Below are 15,996 nucleotides of genomic sequence, written 5' to 3'. Positions count from 1 at the left end.
AATTTTGAAACTATTTTGAAATAACATTAACTTTGTTTAAAAATTATCACTATAGAAATCACTCTCATTACCTATATATTGCATATTTTAAGGCAATTAGAATCTCATTATGATGTGTCTGAAATGTGAACACGATAAACCTGTCTCACCTTTAAACGTTTATCCATTAAGGTTTAGAGGTATTTATTAGGATACGTAAAATTAAAAGGAGGATGTCAAAGAATGGATGGCAGACACTATATTAATGGAGAATGGTCAAATACAGGCGATGGCAAGATTGACGTCATGAACCCTGCAACAGGCGAAGTCGTAGGATCAGTGCCTAACGGTGGTGAACATGAGGCAACAGCAGCAATCGAAGCTGCGTCTACAGCATTTCCAGAATGGTCAAAAACAACAGCTTATTATCGCGCAGAGCTTCTAATGAAATGGCATGATTTGTTACTCGAACATAAAGAAGAAATTGGTAAAATTTTAACAAAAGAAATGGGTAAACCTCTTGCCGAAGCAATCGGTGAAGTTGAGTATTCTGCTTCATTCGTGTCATGGTTCGCTGAAGAAGGTAAGCGCATGTATGGACGAACGATTCCAGCTAGTAAAGAAGGAAAACGTATTCAAATCAATAAGCAACCCGTTGGTGTAGTCGTCTCTATTACACCGTGGAATTTCCCAGCCGCCATGATGGCTCGCAAAATGGCTCCTGCGCTTGCAGCTGGATGTACATTTGTAGCGAAGCCCGCTAAAATGACACCATTAACTGCCGTTAAAATGTATGAACTTGCGGTTGAAGCTGGATTCCCTAAAGGTGTTATCAACTTAGTGACAGGGAGTGCTAGTAAAATCGGAAAAGTGTTTACTAGTCATCCTGATGTTCGTAAACTTACATTTACTGGATCAACTGAAATTGGCAAAGAGTTGATGAAACAAGCATCAGAAACGATGTTAAACTTGTCGCTTGAATTAGGCGGACACGCACCAATCATCGTCTTAGAAGATGCTGATATGGAATTGGCCATCGAAGGCGTCATCGCATCGAAATTTCGAAATGCTGGACAAACGTGTGTATGCGGAAACCGCATTTATGTTCAACAAAGCATTGCAGATGAGTTTTCTAAAAAACTTGGAGAAGCTGCAAGCCAACTGAAAGTTGGTAATGGCTTGGATGAAGGCGTAAAAATTGGTCCTTTAGTAGATAAAGATGGCTATGAAAAAGTAGAAAAACATGTTCAAGATGCTGTTGAAAAAGGCGCTAAAGTTCTTATTGGTGGAGATGGGCGTACTGAAAATAATGCTTATTTCTATAACCCAACCGTTTTAACTAACGCTACATCAGACATGTTGGTTATGAACGAAGAAACGTTTGGCCCTGTTGCGCCTATTATGACATTTGAAACAGATGAAGAAGCAGTTCAATTAGCTAATAATACACGCTTTGGCTTAGCCGCTTACTTTTTCACTGAAAGTATGTCGCGCGGTACCTATCTCTCTGAAAACCTTGACTACGGCATTGTTGGATGGAACGATGGTGCACCGTCTACTGCTCAAGCTCCATTTGGTGGCATGAAAGAAAGTGGTGTTGGACGCGAAGGCGGACAAGAAGGGTTAGAAGCTTTTCTAGAAACCAAATACATTTCAATAAAAGTTTAACGTTCACAAAAAGAAGCTGCTCCGGATTTCGGAGCAGCTTCTTTTCTATAGCACTGTTTCGCATATTTTGATTCCTTTAGAAGATGGTTTTGTTACTAGACTTTCATAAAGCGGAAATTTCTCTGCTAATTGTTCAGCTACCGTTTTTTCTTGTCCTTTTTCGACAGCGATAAACAACGAAGGCCCTGCCCCGCTAATCGCCATACCATATACTCCGAGTGCCAAGCAGCTTTCTTGAATTTGTTCAAAGTCTTGAAATCTGCTTTTGCGGTAAGGTTCATGAAAAACATCTTTTTGCATCATCCGCCCTGCAGTTTTCCAATCTCCTTTAGCTAAAGCTGCAGCTAGAACATTTCCAGATGCACCACCTCGTGTGGCAGTTTTATGTGGCAAACTTTCAGGCAGCAGATCACGTGATTCTGAAGTTAAAAATTCAGTAGGTGGAACTAAAATAACTACACCAATCTCGACTTCCGGAACATGAATGATTTCTAAATCCTCATCATCAAAATAAGAAATCGTCAATCCACCGAGAAGTGATGCTGAAACGTTATCTGGATGTCCTTCCATTTCGGTACCGATTTTTAATTTCTCTTTCATCGAAAGCTGCAAACCAATTAAACGATCAGCAATTTCAATGCCTGCAGCAATGGCTGAAGCACTGCTGCCAAGTCCTCTACTTAATGGAATTTCTGTATCGATGACCAATTTTGCAGGTGGCAATGACCGCTTGTATTGATCGGCAACTGCTTGAGCTGTTGCAACAATTAAATTGTCAGTACCTGTTGCAAGTTGTTTGTACCCTTGGTCTTTGTATTCAACATACCACATAGCCGCTGGTGAAACATGAACAAACATATGAAGGTCTAATGCCAGACCAATCGAATCAAATCCAGGACCGAGATTCGCAGTAGAAGCTGGAACTGTTACTGAAAATTCTTTCCAACTCATACTTTCACTCCTTTTTTTAAATCCTCCCAAAATTGTTCCATATCTTCTGGAACGAGTAGCGCTTTATGCTGATTAACGGAAATAGCAGTTTCTGGATCTTTCAGGCCATTACCTGTTAAGACTGCTACTACTTTAGAGCCTTTTTCCAAAAGACCACTTTCAACTTGCTTTTTGATACCTGCAATCGATGCACACGATGCTGGCTCTGCGAAAATTCCTTCAGTTGAAGCTAACATTTGATAAGCTTCAAGAATTTCTTCATCAGTAGCTGCTAAAATCGTGCCGTTTGATTCATCTAAGGCATTTAAAGCCAATTGCCAGCTTGCCGGATTTCCAATGCGGATAGCTGTAGCAACAGTTTCCGGATTTTCTACTACTTTATTGTGAACGATTGGTGCCGCTCCAGCTGCTTGTACACCTAGAAGTGTTGGACGTTGTTCGCCAGTACGCTCTGCGTATTCAGTGAAACCTTTCCAAGATGCTGAAATGTTGCCCGCATTGCCAACTGGTAAAGCAAAAACATCTGGTACTTGTCCCAACTGACTAATAACTTCAAAGGCAATTGTTTTTTGTCCTTCTAGACGGTAAGGGTTAACGGAATTAACTAATGCGATACCCGCTTCTTGACCCACTTCTCGCACCATTTGAAGAGCTTCATCAAAATTCCCTTTAATTTCAAGAATTTCTGCTCCGTACATTTTTGCTTGTGCTAATTTACCAAGCGCAATACGTCCTTCTGGAATAACGACAATCGTGCGCATACCGGCTCGTGCGCCGTAAGCTGCAGCTGATGCAGAAGTATTTCCTGTTGAAGCACAAATCAACACCGTTTTCCCTTCTTCTTTTGCTTTGGCAACTGCCATTACCATACCGCGGTCTTTAAATGAACCTGTTGGGTTTGCACCTTCTAATTTCACGTAAAGCTCAATGCCCCATTCTTTTGAAAGTTTCTCTAAATGAACGAGCGGTGTATTGCCTTCTTGTAAAGTTAGTGAAGGGGTATTTTCTGTAACGGGTAGCCACTCTTTATGTTCTTCGATTAGACCTTGCCATCTCATGCTGTTTCCTCCCCTTCTATGCGGTAATGGCTAATAACGCTTGCCGTTCCTTCTACCTCTTTTAAAACATCTAAATGTTGCTGTCTAGAAATCTGATGTGTCAACAATACCAGTTCTGCTTTTCCTTGTTCAACCGCTGGTGATTGAATTACGGATTGAATGCTTGCTCCATGTTTACTATAAATTGACGTCATTTTTGATAACACGCCAACTTCATCATTTACAAGCAAACGGTGACAATATTTCGCAAATCGCTTAGCTTCTGGTTTAATCACACGTTCATGTTGCGCTGCATGAGCCCGTTTACCGTTAACGCCAAGTTGTAAGTTACGACAAGCTGCAATAATGTCAGACACTACAGACGTCGCGGTTGGTAAAGACCCCGCTCCTGGTCCATATAACATTGTTTCACCTACAGCATCCCCGTATATGTATACTGCGTTGAATTCATTATTCACTGAAGCAAGCGGATGGGAATTTGCAAGGAAAATTGGTTCTACAGAAACTTCGATGCCATCTTCATCTTTTGTTGAAGATCCAACCATCTTCATCGTATAACCAAATTTATTTGCTAGCTCTAAATCGCCATCACGTATTTCTTTCATTCCTCTCACGAGAACATCATCTAAATGAACTTCTGTTGAAAATGCAAGTGAAGACAAAATAACCATTTTGCGAGCTGCATCAAGACCATCTACATCCGCTGAAGGATCAGCTTCTGCATAACCCAATGCAGTTGCTTCAGCTAAAGCATCTTCATATGTCATATTTTCATTTTTCATCTTTGTCATAATGAAGTTTGTTGTGCCGTTAACAATTCCCATTAAACTAGAAATGCGGTCAGAAGCTAAACCATCTTCTAATGTACGGATAATCGGTACACCACCTGCAACACTTGCTTCATAGAACAGATCACATTTTTCAGCATCTGCTAATTTTAATAATTCGTGACCAAATTCTGCCATAATATCTTTATTAGCTGTGACCACTTGCTTGCCCGCTTTAAGCGCTTTTTCAATAGCTGTTTTAGCGCCATCTACGCCACCCATAACTTCGACAATGATATCGAGAGAAGAATCATTCAAGATTTCTTCTATATCCGTTGTAAAAACACTCGGGTCTAAGCTAGAAAGCCGATCTTTTTTTGTATCTCTGACCAGTACTTTCTTGATAGAAACTTGGGCACCTAATTTATGATGCAAATCCTGCTGATGCTGCTGGATGATTGTAGCAACTCCGCTGCCCACCGTTCCAAGGCCTAATAATCCGATTGAAATTTCGTTTTTCATTGACGATTCCTCCTATGGTGTGTACACTGTGAAAAAACAACTGTTTTTGTCATAGAGACATTATAGTATTATATTTAGGTTAAAACAACCCTTTTACAGACTATTAAAAAAGATGGGACTTGATTGGATGAAAGTAAGCAAATTCGGCGGAACTTCAGTAGCTAGTGCACAACAAATAAAAAAAGTGGCAGCAATCGTTAACGCAGAGCCATCTCGCAAGATTGTCGTTGTCTCTGCACCAGGCAAGCGATTCGCTGGAGACGTCAAAGTGACAGATTTGCTGATAAACTTATCAGCTGCGGCACTTCGTGATGAACCAACAGATGTTGCTCTTGCCAAGGTTGTGGAAAGATATGCACAAATCACTCACGAATTAGGGCTAGATAACAAGATTACTAATGTCATCGAAACAGACCTCTTAAACCGTCTTCAAGCAGATAAAAGTTCTCCCCCTCTTTTTGCGGATCTGATCAAAGCGAGTGGTGAAGATAATTCTGCGAAACTAATAGCTGCATACTTAACGTCCATTGGTATGCCAGCAGAGTATGTTAATCCGTTTGACGCGGGTTTATTTGTCAATGACTTGCCAGAGCGTGCACAAGCTCTTCCAGAAGCTTATGAGAGATTAGCAGATTTGAAAAACAAAAAAACCATTTCAGTGTTCCCTGGCTTTTTCGGCTATACAAAAGGCGGAACATTACGGACATTTGAACGTGGTGGCTCAGATATTACCGGGTCTATCCTTGCAGCTGCTGTAAAAGCAGAACTCTATGAAAACTTCACCGATGTTGACTGCGTTTTTGCAGCAAACCCACAAGTCGTTGAGAATCCTGCTGCAATCGAACAAATGACATACCGCGAAATGCGAGAACTTTCATATGCTGGATTTGCAGTCTTGCATGATGAGGCTCTTATGCCTGTTTTTAAAGCAGCTGTTCCATTATGCATTCGCAATACAAATAATCCTTCTGCACCTGGCACAATGATTGTTGCAGAACGTGACCATTCACTTCGTCCAGTAACAGGCATTTCAGCGGATAGCGGGTTCTCAACTTTATATGTTAGTAAATACTTGATGAACCGTGAAATTGGTTTTGGTCGCAAACTGCTTCAAATTTTAGAAGATGAAAGTATTTCATACGAGCATATCCCATCAGGTATCGATAACTTGTCTGTTATTTTACGTAGTCATCAATTGTCGTCTGATAAAGAACAGCGCATCATTGACCGTGTAAAATCCGAACTGAACGCTGATGATGTTCATATCCGCAGCGATTTCTCAATGATTGTTTTGGTTGGTGAAGGCATGAACAACCAAAAAGGCCTAACAGCTCGCGCAGCGAATGCTTTTGCCAGAACAGGTGTTAATATCGAAATGATAAACCAAGGATCTTCTGAAGTAAGTTTGGTGTTCGGAATTTTAAAAGAAGATGAACAAAAAATTCTAAATGAATTGTATAAAGAGTTCTTTGAGCCTGCTTTGGTTCATTAAGACGACTGTTGGACGATTGAAATTATAAATTTAAAGCCCCTTGCCGAGTTTTAGCAAAGGGCTTTAAATTTTTTTTGACCAATTTTCGGTAACAGATCCGGAACTTCCAAAAACGGGGTCTGTTTTTGGCACCGGCGTATTTTGTATATCATCCAATACAAAAGACCGTTCTTCCACCTTCCCCGTTTTCAAATTGTAAGACTTGCCTTCTGGATAAGCTCCTATTACTTGAAAGTCTTGACTCGACTCTAGCAATTTGTGACCTGTCCCAGCAGGTAATAGCACAACATCACCCTTACTTACACGAAAATTTTCTCCATGATCACCGCCAATACGGAGCACGGCGGAACCGCTGCGTACCCCTAACACTTCATGAGTGTTGCTGTGGTAATGATGATAGTTGAAAACCCCACCAGTCCAGCTATTTCCCCATCCATGGCCATTAAATACTTGTTCAATTTTTTCGGGGTTCGTTTTAAAAACAGCTGGGTAATAAATCACGCTGAGCGTTGAATTGTTCGGGATACTGCCATCGTCTTTAAAATGAAAACAGTGTACGTTAATTATACTGATCAGCTCCTATTCACTTATGGGTTAGTCACTTGATTTTAACGTCTGAATAAACTGTTCTAGTCGATTCATCCCTTCTTCAAGAACAGTCATGCTGTAAGCATAAGAAATTCGCACAAATCCTTCGCCGTATTTAGTGAATGCAGAGCCTGGCACTGCTGCTACTCCACCTTCTTTTAATAAGCGCATCGCAAAATCAAAAGAAGTCATGCCAAATTTTTCAATTGAAGGAAAAATATAAAATGCGCCTTTTGGCAAGACTACATCAATACCCATATCCGTTAATCGTTTATAGACAAAATCTCTTCGTTTGATGTATTCGATGTTCATTTCAGCAGGTATATGACGCTGATTTTTCATGGCTTCAAGTGCCGCGTATTGACTTGGCACAGCTGCACAAATGGCGTTGTATTGATGAACTTTTAATACGTGTTTCATATACATTTCCGGTCCTAAAACAAAGCCAATTCGCCAACCTGTCATCGAATGGGATTTCGATAGACCATGGACAAGGAATGTGCGATTGCGTAACTTTTCAAAGCGCGCAAATGTCGTATGCTTTTCACCATATGAATTTTCACTATAAATTTCATCGGTAACGATAAATACTTCATGCTTCTCGAGAACAGCTGCAACTTTTTCAAGTTGCACAGATTCCATTGTGACACCTGTTGGATTAGAGGGAAAATTCATCAATACCGCTTTTGTACGATCTGTTATTAAACTTTCAAGACGCTTTGGATCTGGTTGAAAACCAGTATCTGAAGTATCCAAATAAACCACTTTCCCCCCGCACAACTGAATAATCGGTTCGTATCCGGGATAAGCTGGCGCAGGCAAGATAACTTCATCACCTTCTTCTAAAATCGCTCGAAAAAGAGAGTCCAATCCTTCACTGGCACCATTTGTAACGATGACTTCTGTTTGCGGATTAAACTCTAATGCGTACGTATCTTGAAAAAAAGAAGCGATCTCCGCTCTCAAATCAAGTAACCCTGCATTATGTGTATAGCTTGTCTGATTGTTTTGGATTGCTATAATAGCAGCTTGTTTCACTGCTTCAGGCGTTGGAAAATCAGGCTGCCCGATTGTTAAATTAATAGCTTCTGGATAATCAATTAATTGATTTGAAAACTGGCGGATACCTGAAATTTGAATAGACTCAATGCGGCTATTAATTGAAATACTCATAGGTGACAACCTTTCTCTTAACTAAATCGAACAAAAGAAAAGAAAACTCTTCTTTAGTTCGATTTATAGTAAAAATTTTCGTTATTCATAAAGTCCTGGCAACCATAAAGACAGCGCTGGAATAAATGTGATAATTAGTAAACAAACAATCATCGAAAGCAAGAACGGGATTACTGCGAAGGCAATTTTTTCAAACCGAACGCCTCCCACACTTGATGCCACAAATAAGTTAACACCAAGAGGTGGTGTTACAAATCCTATTGCTAAGTTAGCTACAAGAATAACACCAAAATGTACAGGATCTACGCCCACACTCACAACAATTGGTAATAAGATTGGTGTCAACACAACTAATGCTGAAATTGTATCGATAAACATCCCGACTATAAGTAGTAATAAGTTAATTGCGAGTAAAATAACAAGCGGATTGCTTGATAAAGCAGTCAAATAATCCGAGATTTCTCCAGGAATTTGTTCAATTGTCATAAAGTAAGCAAATGATACGGATAAACCGATGATAATCATGGTCGTGGAATTTATCACAATCGCTTGTCTAAAGCTTTCGTAAAGACCTTGCCAAGATAATTCTTTATAAACGAATTTGCCAATTATTATAGCATAAACGACAGCTACTACGGCTGCTTCGGTAGGAGAAAAAATACCCCCATATATACCACCAAGAATAATAACAGGAATTAATAATGCCCACTTGGCATCCCAAAACGTTACTAATACATCTTTAAATTTAAAAGTAGAAGCTTCTCCTGGTTCGGGCTTATAGCCTCTCTTTTTTGAAATGATATAAGCAGTAATTAATAGACCAGAACCAATAATAATACCTGGAATTATACCGGCTAAAAACATGCTCCCTACTGAAACCCCACCAATAACGCCATAAAGAACAAATGGAATACTTGGTGGGATAATGACGCCAATCGAGCCAGCCGCTGCAGCAACTGCAGAAGCAAAGCCGCCATCATACTTTCTTGCAACCATTGCAGGAATCATAAAGCCGCCAATAGCTGCCACTGTTGCAGGACCTGATCCTGATATGGCCGCGAAAAACATACAAGCTACAATAGTCACCATTCCTAAGCCACCCGTCATCCAGCCGACCAATGACGCTGCGAATGCGAGCAAGCGTTTAGAAACCCCACCTTTGCCCATCAATATTCCAGCAAGCATAAAGAACGGAATCGCAAGAAGCGGAAATGAGTCAAGAGAGGTAAATGCTTTTTGAGTAATAATGCTTAGTGGCAAAGTTGTACCAAAATAAATCGCGGTCAAAGCTGAAACGCCTAAAGCAATCGCGATGGGTACACCGATTAACAAACAAACGAATAAAGTGCCAAATAAGAGGGCTATTGTCATGCCGGAAGGTCCCCTCCCTTATGCATTTCGTAATCACCTTGCCAAATCTTCACTAATTGTTGGATCAAACGAATACACATGCCAGCCCCACCTAACGGAATTGCTAAAAATGGAATCCACATCGGTAGTTGCATCGCTGGTGTGACTTGTCCGTTCGTGATACTGCTTAATACTAAGTCTGTTCCAAAATAGGCTAAAAACAAAGCCATGATAAACCAAATTACGAGAGTAATCGTTTCCAAAATTTTTCTGGGCAGTCCTTTAAATTGTGTGATAAAAGCCTCTACACGAATATGCTCTCGCAATTTCACTGCGTAACTTGCTCCAATCCACACTTGAAAGATATGTATATAACGAGCCATTTCTTCTGTCCAACTTGGTGCATTCGAAAACACATAACGTCCAACAACTTGACCAAAAATTAAAGCGACCATAAGTACTAATGTTAGAACCAGAAAGGCCTCTTCTGCTTTCTCAAACTTCTTAATCATGCATGCACTTCCTTTCATAAAACGAAAAATCAAGGAATTTCTTCCTTGATTTTTCAACTATTATTCATTTGCTGCTAACGCTTGATCGATCAACTCTTTACCAATTTGATCTTCGTATTTTGTATAAACAGATTTTGCCGCTTCACGGAATTCGTTGCGTTGCTCATCTGTTAAGTCGTTAACTTGCATACCTTCTTCTTTAAGTTTATCAAGGAACTCTCCATCTTGTTGTTGTGCCAGTATACGTTGTTCTGTACGGAACTCTTCAGCTGCTTCTGTCATGATTTCTTGTAAATCTTCTGGAAGATCGTTGTAAACATCGTTATTAATTAGCAATGCTGTTGCTGCGTATACATGACCAGTTAATGTTAAGTAATCTTGAACTTCATAAAATTTGTTCGTGTAGTAAAGAGATATCGGGCAATCCATTGCATCGTATGTGCCTTGTTGCAATGCTGTATATAGTTCACCAAAAGCAAATGGAGATGCGTTGGCCCCAAAAGCATTAAAAGTATCTGTATGCAATGGGCTTTCTAATGTTCTCATCTTCAAGCCTTCCATATCTTTTGGAGATTCGATTGGCCCTTCATTGTTAGAAACATGACGGAATCCATTTTCGCCGAAAACCAATCCTTTTAAATCATTGTTTTCAAGGTCCGCCATTAGTTCTTGACCAAGCTCTCCGTCCAACGCTTTGTAAGCTGCTTCATTGTTATTAAACAAGAACGGTAAATCGAACACTTGGAATTTTTCGTTAAACGAAGCCATTGCTGCAACAGCTGGAATGGTCATTTCAATGTTTCCGAGTTGTACTGCTTCAATCGCTTCTCGGTCAGAACCGTATAGTTGACCATTCGGGTACAACTCTACGATTAAACGACCATCTGATTCTGACTCTAATTTTTCTTTAAACGCTACTGCTGCAACATGAGAAGATTGTTCTTCAGGTACTAAATGAGCAAGTCGTAATGTATACGTATCTTCTCCGGCTTCGCCATCTTCAGTCGTTGTTGTTCCACTGTCTGGTCTTCCGCAAGCTGATAAGATGATTAATCCAATAAGTAATAGTCCGAGTAATTTTTTCATAGTTCCTCCTGTGTACTGTATTTCAGTAGTCGGCTTTCGATATTATCTAAGTGAACGCCTAACTGCTGTTTGGCTTTTTTTAAGTCTCCTTGTTCTATTGCTTGGATAAGGGACAGATGTTCTTCATATGCTTTTTTTGAACTATCGGTTGCAGTATCAGATAACAATAAAAAAGCTCTGCTACCTCCGCTATTAATATTATTTATCATTTCTTTCAAACGGTTATTGCGGTGGTTTTGATATAACAAAGCATGAAATTCTTGATCTAAATCCATAAATTCCACCACTTTTTTTTCTTGCACTGCCTGCAATTGACGTTCAATATTTACCATTAGCTCATCAATATTAGGGCGTTGCTCCACATCCGTTAAATTTTCAAGTCCTTTGATTTCTAGTAGTCGTCGAAGCTCCATAATTTCAATGATATCTTGAGAAGTAAAAGCCGCTACCACTGCGGGTTTTGGTTTTCTTAACTCGATCAGCGCCTCAATCGCCAATCTTTTTAAAGCTTCTCGCAAAGGCGTTCTACTTATGCCAAGTTCATGTGCTAACTTTTCTTCTGGTAACTCTTGACCTGGCTTTAGCTCTCCCGTAATAATCATCTTTTTGATATATTCGTAGGCTCTATCTGCCAACGTGGCTTGTTTCGTGATCTTTTCCATAATTCCTCCCCTCTTTATAATTAATCCACAGAGTGTATACTGTATACAGGAAGTATAGAATAGACAGATTCGTTTGTATAGAGGAAATCGAAATTTTCTAACTACTTATCGAAATATTATTTATGATCTTAAATTTGATTTTTAAAAATTCTAATCTACTTAAAGGAGATGTATTTACATGACAAGCAAGTGGATGATCGAGTTACAACACACATTAAAAACAGATCAATATTCAACTAGCGTTAGCGAATTGTACCGACATAGTCACGATGAATCCGACCATAAACCTGTAGAGCCTGAAGTTGTTTGCTTTCCAGAATCCACGGAAGAAGTGTTAGCCATTATGAAAATTGCTCGTGAAGCATCGGTTCCTGTTACGCCATTTGGCAGCGGCTCTGGTTTAGAAGGACAATCGATTCCAACTAAAGGCGGCATTTCACTAAATTTCGAGCGCATGAATCAAGTCGTGAAATTCTCACCGGAAGATTTACTAGTGACAGTCCAACCAGGAATCACTCGCCTACAATTAAATAACATCGTTAATCGACATGGATTGCAATTTCCGATAGACCCAGGGGCAGATGCTACAATTGGCGGAATGACAGCTACGAATGCTAGTGGAACGACCGCAGTTCGTTATGGTGTTATGCGGGATCAAATTATCGATTTAGAAATTGTGTTAGCAGATGGGACACTTCTACATACAGGCACCAAAGCAAAAAAATCGTCTTCAGGCTATCATTTGACGGGGCTGTTTACTGGGTCCGAAGGAACGCTTGGCATCATTACAGAAATCACGTTAAAACTTCATGGCATTCCTGAGCATACAATTGCTGCTAGCTGTACATTTGAGACACCTCATCAATGTGCCGAAGCGGCTCATATGATCTTGCTTAGCGGCATTCCTGTTCAACGCATGGAATTTGTTGATGCATACAGCATTGCGAAAGTGAATGATTACGGCAATTACGGACTTCCTGAAAAGCACTCGTTATTTTTTGAGTTTGCTGGCATGAAAAGTGCAGCAGTAGAAGAAGCTGCACTAGCACAGGAATTGTTAACAGATATGAATTGCGAAAACTGGCGGATTGCGGCGGATTCAGAAGAACGAGCATCAATTTGGAAAGCGCGTCATGAAATGGCTTACGCTTACCGGCATCAAGCAGGCATGACAATTACTGGCGGGGACGTATGCGTCCCTATATCTAAGCTTCCCGAACTGATTGATTATGCTCGTGACCTTATTTCCGAAAGTGGATTAGAAGGTGGTGTTTTAGGTCATATTGGAGATGGTAATTTTCATACGTCAATTGCTTATGATGCCAAAGATGCTAAGCAGCAACTTGCTGCCGAAACGATTAATGAAAAACTCGCTTATCGCGCCATCGAACTCGAAGGAACATGCACAGGTGAACATGGTGTCGGCCTCGGAAAAATGAAATATCAAGATGCAGAACACGGTACTGCTGTTACCATTATGAGAAACATGAAGCAAATGCTGGATCCAAATAATTTACTAAATCCAGGGAAAATATTCGCATAAAAGCCAGCAGGGAGTCTATTCCTGCTGGCTTTTAGCTTGTATTTAGTTAAAAATCAGAAACCGAGTCGTTCTCTGACACTAGCCGTATAATTTTGGCTAACGGGTAAAATCGAGCCATCTCTTAGTGTCAACTGATAGTTTGATGCAATATCTCGAGAAATTTCTTCTATATAGTCAATATTTACGATATAAGATCGATGAATCGGTAAAAAACTATCTGGCAATTGATGCTTTAAATTTTTCAATGTATGTATTGCACAATACGTTTCATCATCTGTATAAAACCATGTTTTCTTTTGGCTGCTCTCAATATGGGAAACTTTATTTACAGAAACAGGACGCCAAGTATCTTCATACTTGCCTGTTAGAAATCGGATTGGTTTGTTTTTACGAACTAAATAATCTGGCGGCAAAATAATAACGAGTACACTTTCTTTTTCTCCTAACTTGACCGGATAGCCAATGCCGTAATAAGGGGTTCCGAAGATAGACTCTTCGACAAACATTTCAATTCGTTGTCCTTCTTTTTTCGCACGTGCAGCAATACTACCGGGAAGCACCGGCTGGCCTTCTCGAATCTGTAAGTCATGAACTCCCGCTTTATAGTAGATATAGCTATCTTCTACCGCAATTGCAATCGATGCTTCTTTCGGAATCCAATCCCCTATGATAAAACCCATTTGTTCCAAAATCGTATTTTCCATCCCCGACTCCCCTTTCAAATGTGCTTATCGTTAAATACTCGCTTCTATCGCCAAATATTCTTTTTCGTCCTGTTTAGAAGACAGTTAGAATTTTCTGTTATATATTAATATACATTAAAACAAACTGTATTAATACAGAAGATTAAATTTTTTTCAGAAAGGGATGATTTGTTTGTTAACTAAATCGACGATGACGATAAAAGGTGAAGAAGTTCCAGGAATGGAAACCATTTTAACTCCTGAAGCATTAGACTTTATTGAAAAACTGCATACTAATTTCGACAAACGACGTGTCAAGCTTTTGGAAAAGCGACAAGTGCGTCAGAAAGAAATTGATGCTGGAAAAAAATTAGACTTTTTGCCAGAAACTAAACATATACGCAATAACAATTGGACGATTGCTCCGCTCCCTGAAGATATGAAAGACCGCCGTGTTGAAATTACAGGTCCAACAAATCGGAAAATGCTGATCAATGCATTAAACTCAGGAGCCAAAATGTTTATGGCAGATTTAGAAGACGCCACTGCACCCAACTGGTTTAATGTCATTGATGGTCAAATCAACTTACGTGATGCGGTTCGGCGCCAAATTGATTTTGAAGTTGCTGAAACTGGAAAAAAATATGCGTTAAATGAAAAAACAGCAGTTTTAATGGTTCGCCCTCGTGGTTGGCACTTGATGGAGAAAAACATTCTTATTGATGGGCAGCCGATTTCCGGTAGCTTAGTCGATTTCGGATTATATTTTTTCCACAATGCGAAGGAATTGATTGAACGCGGAACAGGACCCTATTTCTATCTTCCAAAAATGGAAAGTCATTTAGAAGCGCGTCTATGGAATGATGTTTTCGTTTTCGCACAAAATGAATTAGAAATTCCTCAAGGGACGATACGCGCAACCGTATTGATCGAAACCATTATGGCCGCTTTTGAAATGGACGAAATTTTATACGAATTACGCGAACATTCAGCTGGCTTAAACTGCGGACGTTGGGACTATATTTTTAGTGTGATTAAACGTATGCGCAATTTACCGGAATACATTTTCCCGGATCGTTCACAAGTAACTATGACAGTCCCGTTTATGCGAGCTTACACACAACTGTGTATTAAAACGTGTCACAGACGTAATGCACCGGCCCTTGGCGGAATGGCAGCACAAATTCCCGTTAAAGGAAACGACGAAGCCAATGCCGCGGCTTTTCAAAAAGTGGCTGAAGACAAACGACGTGAAGCTATGGACGGTCATGATGGAACGTGGGTTGCACACCCTGGAATGGTCGCTGTTGCGATGGAACAGTTTGACGAGCATATGCCTACACCAAACCAAATTGATAACAAACGCGACGACGTTCAAGTTACTGCGGAGCAATTGGTAGAAGTGCCAACTGGTACCATTACAGAAGAGGGATTACGCTCAAACATTTCAGTCGGCATTCAATACATTGCTTCATGGTTATCGGGAAATGGCGCGGCTCCTATTCATAACTTAATGGAAGATGCTGCAACTGCTGAAATTTCCCGCTCCCAAGTATGGCAATGGATTCGCCATCCTAAAGGTGTTTTAGAGGATGGACGAAATATCGACCTTCCTCTGTTCCATGAAGTGATTGAAGAAGAAACGGCTAAGATCCAACAACAGGTTGGCGAAACAAGATATTCAACCGGGAATTATGCGGAAGCCCGTGAGTTGTTTACAAACCTTACTTTAGAAAGTGAATTTGCTGAATTTTTGACATTGCCAGGTTATGAAAAACTAAACTAAACTATTGGAGGAGATCAAAATGAAAAACACTCAAACTTTCGAAACGCGTACAAAAAAAGAATGCCGGGAATGTGGTTGCATAATCAAAGAACGCCGCGAATCTATTATTTATGAATGTGAACGTTGCATTGCCAATGCCGAAGAATAACGCAAAAGAGGAAAACCAGTAAGTATGG

15 protein-coding genes are annotated in these 15,996 nt (G+C 40.1%); 5 read left to right on the top strand and 10 right to left on the bottom strand.

Annotation, left to right across the window (positions count from 1 at the left end):
- The first annotated feature begins 222 nt into the window (after positions 1-222).
- Positions 223-1,647: an NAD-dependent succinate-semialdehyde dehydrogenase gene (locus tag MLE13_RS00325; RefSeq protein WP_240747494.1), complete on the top strand. Its 1,425-nt coding sequence runs from the start codon at positions 223-225 to the stop codon at positions 1,645-1,647.
- A gap of 45 nt (positions 1,648-1,692) precedes the next feature.
- Here MLE13_RS00325 and thrB read toward each other — a convergent pair whose 3' ends face one another.
- From thrB to MLE13_RS00310, 3 genes are read right to left on the bottom strand one after another with little or no spacing between them, the layout of a single operon-like run.
- A complete protein-coding gene (thrB, locus tag MLE13_RS00320) occupies positions 1,693-2,598 on the bottom strand; it encodes a homoserine kinase (RefSeq protein WP_240747493.1) in 906 nt (301 codons plus the stop codon).
- Positions 2,595-3,656: a threonine synthase gene (gene thrC / locus MLE13_RS00315; protein WP_240747492.1), complete on the bottom strand. Its 1,062-nt coding sequence runs from the start codon at positions 3,654-3,656 to the stop codon at positions 2,595-2,597. The genes thrB and thrC overlap by 4 nt, the downstream gene beginning before the upstream one ends.
- On the bottom strand, positions 3,653-4,945 hold the full coding sequence (locus tag MLE13_RS00310; RefSeq protein ID WP_240747491.1) for a homoserine dehydrogenase: 1,293 nt from the start codon (positions 4,943-4,945) through the stop codon (positions 3,653-3,655). Before MLE13_RS00310 ends, thrC begins: the two co-directional genes overlap by 4 nt.
- A 127-nt stretch (positions 4,946-5,072) precedes the next feature.
- Here MLE13_RS00310 and MLE13_RS00305 point away from each other — a divergent pair, with 127 nt between their 5' ends.
- Positions 5,073-6,437 carry an aspartate kinase gene (locus tag MLE13_RS00305; RefSeq protein WP_240747490.1) on the top strand — a complete coding sequence of 455 codons (1,365 nt, stop codon included), beginning with the start codon at positions 5,073-5,075 and terminating at the stop codon, positions 6,435-6,437.
- Positions 6,438-6,500: 63 nt separating this feature from the next.
- Here the strand turns inward: MLE13_RS00305 and MLE13_RS00300 are convergent, their stop codons facing one another.
- The 6 genes from MLE13_RS00300 to MLE13_RS00275 all read right to left on the bottom strand — a co-directional run bounded on the left by MLE13_RS00300 (position 6,501) and on the right by MLE13_RS00275 (position 11,808).
- Complete coding sequence (locus MLE13_RS00300) at positions 6,501-6,938, bottom strand: cupin domain-containing protein (RefSeq protein ID WP_240747489.1); 438 nt, start codon at positions 6,936-6,938, stop codon at positions 6,501-6,503.
- Between the two features lie 93 nt (positions 6,939-7,031).
- Positions 7,032-8,198: an aminotransferase class I/II-fold pyridoxal phosphate-dependent enzyme gene (locus MLE13_RS00295; RefSeq protein WP_240747488.1), complete on the bottom strand. Its 1,167-nt coding sequence runs from the start codon at positions 8,196-8,198 to the stop codon at positions 7,032-7,034.
- Between the two features lie 81 nt (positions 8,199-8,279).
- Positions 8,280-9,569, bottom strand: coding sequence for a TRAP transporter large permease (locus MLE13_RS00290; RefSeq protein ID WP_240747487.1), 1,290 nt, complete (start codon positions 9,567-9,569; stop codon positions 8,280-8,282).
- Entirely contained in the window at positions 9,566-10,060 is a 495-nt protein-coding gene (locus MLE13_RS00285; protein ID WP_240747486.1) for a TRAP transporter small permease, read from the bottom strand. Before MLE13_RS00285 ends, MLE13_RS00290 begins: the two co-directional genes overlap by 4 nt.
- A 60-nt stretch (positions 10,061-10,120) precedes the next feature.
- Positions 10,121-11,146: a DctP family TRAP transporter solute-binding subunit gene (locus MLE13_RS00280; RefSeq protein ID WP_240747485.1), complete on the bottom strand. Its 1,026-nt coding sequence runs from the start codon at positions 11,144-11,146 to the stop codon at positions 10,121-10,123.
- Positions 11,143-11,808, bottom strand: coding sequence for a GntR family transcriptional regulator (locus tag MLE13_RS00275; RefSeq protein WP_240747484.1), 666 nt, complete (start codon positions 11,806-11,808; stop codon positions 11,143-11,145). Before MLE13_RS00275 ends, MLE13_RS00280 begins: the two co-directional genes overlap by 4 nt.
- A gap of 178 nt (positions 11,809-11,986) precedes the next feature.
- Between MLE13_RS00275 and MLE13_RS00270 the strand changes: the two genes are divergently transcribed.
- Entirely contained in the window at positions 11,987-13,351 is a 1,365-nt protein-coding gene (locus MLE13_RS00270; RefSeq protein WP_240747483.1) for an FAD-binding oxidoreductase, read from the top strand.
- A 53-nt stretch (positions 13,352-13,404) separates the two neighbouring features.
- Here MLE13_RS00270 and MLE13_RS00265 read toward each other — a convergent pair whose 3' ends face one another.
- Positions 13,405-14,055: a LytTR family DNA-binding domain-containing protein gene (locus tag MLE13_RS00265; RefSeq protein WP_240747482.1), complete on the bottom strand. Its 651-nt coding sequence runs from the start codon at positions 14,053-14,055 to the stop codon at positions 13,405-13,407.
- A gap of 163 nt (positions 14,056-14,218) precedes the next feature.
- Between MLE13_RS00265 and aceB the strand changes: the two genes are divergently transcribed.
- On the top strand, positions 14,219-15,820 hold the full coding sequence (gene aceB, locus MLE13_RS00260) for a malate synthase A (RefSeq protein WP_430905187.1): 1,602 nt from the start codon (positions 14,219-14,221) through the stop codon (positions 15,818-15,820).
- A 19-nt stretch (positions 15,821-15,839) separates the two neighbouring features.
- Positions 15,840-15,968: a YhfH family protein gene (locus tag MLE13_RS00255; protein ID WP_240747480.1), complete on the top strand. Its 129-nt coding sequence runs from the start codon at positions 15,840-15,842 to the stop codon at positions 15,966-15,968.
- Positions 15,969-15,996 lie beyond the last annotated feature (28 nt).

The sequence above is a fragment of the Planococcus halocryophilus genome (genome assembly GCF_022489025.1).
Lineage (GTDB): Bacteria > Bacillota > Bacilli > Bacillales_A > Planococcaceae > Planococcus > Planococcus halocryophilus_A.
The sequence above is the reverse complement of the archived record's forward strand: the minus strand, read 5'-3'. Positions and strand labels throughout refer to the sequence as shown.

Bases quoted from the DNA above. Each gene is read 5' to 3' on its own strand.
- MLE13_RS00325 (WP_240747494.1), top strand. From the start codon at position 223: ATGGATGGCAGACACTATATTAATGGAGAATGGTCAAATACAGGCGAT.
- thrB (WP_240747493.1), bottom strand. From the start codon at position 2,598: ATGAGTTGGAAAGAATTTTCAGTAACAGTTCCAGCTTCTACTGCGAAT.
- thrC (WP_240747492.1), bottom strand. From the start codon at position 3,656: ATGAGATGGCAAGGTCTAATCGAAGAACATAAAGAGTGGCTACCCGTT.
- MLE13_RS00310 (WP_240747491.1), bottom strand. From the start codon at position 4,945: ATGAAAAACGAAATTTCAATCGGATTATTAGGCCTTGGAACGGTGGGC.
- MLE13_RS00305 (WP_240747490.1), top strand. From the start codon at position 5,073: ATGAAAGTAAGCAAATTCGGCGGAACTTCAGTAGCTAGTGCACAACAA.
- MLE13_RS00295 (WP_240747488.1), bottom strand. From the start codon at position 8,198: ATGAGTATTTCAATTAATAGCCGCATTGAGTCTATTCAAATTTCAGGT.
- MLE13_RS00290 (WP_240747487.1), bottom strand. From the start codon at position 9,569: ATGACAATAGCCCTCTTATTTGGCACTTTATTCGTTTGTTTGTTAATC.
- MLE13_RS00285 (WP_240747486.1), bottom strand. From the start codon at position 10,060: ATGATTAAGAAGTTTGAGAAAGCAGAAGAGGCCTTTCTGGTTCTAACA.
- MLE13_RS00280 (WP_240747485.1), bottom strand. From the start codon at position 11,146: ATGAAAAAATTACTCGGACTATTACTTATTGGATTAATCATCTTATCA.
- MLE13_RS00275 (WP_240747484.1), bottom strand. From the start codon at position 11,808: ATGGAAAAGATCACGAAACAAGCCACGTTGGCAGATAGAGCCTACGAA.
- MLE13_RS00270 (WP_240747483.1), top strand. From the start codon at position 11,987: ATGACAAGCAAGTGGATGATCGAGTTACAACACACATTAAAAACAGAT.
- MLE13_RS00265 (WP_240747482.1), bottom strand. From the start codon at position 14,055: ATGGAAAATACGATTTTGGAACAAATGGGTTTTATCATAGGGGATTGG.
- aceB (WP_430905187.1), top strand. From the start codon at position 14,219: ATGATTTGTTTGTTAACTAAATCGACGATGACGATAAAAGGTGAAGAA.
- MLE13_RS00255 (WP_240747480.1), top strand. From the start codon at position 15,840: ATGAAAAACACTCAAACTTTCGAAACGCGTACAAAAAAAGAATGCCGG.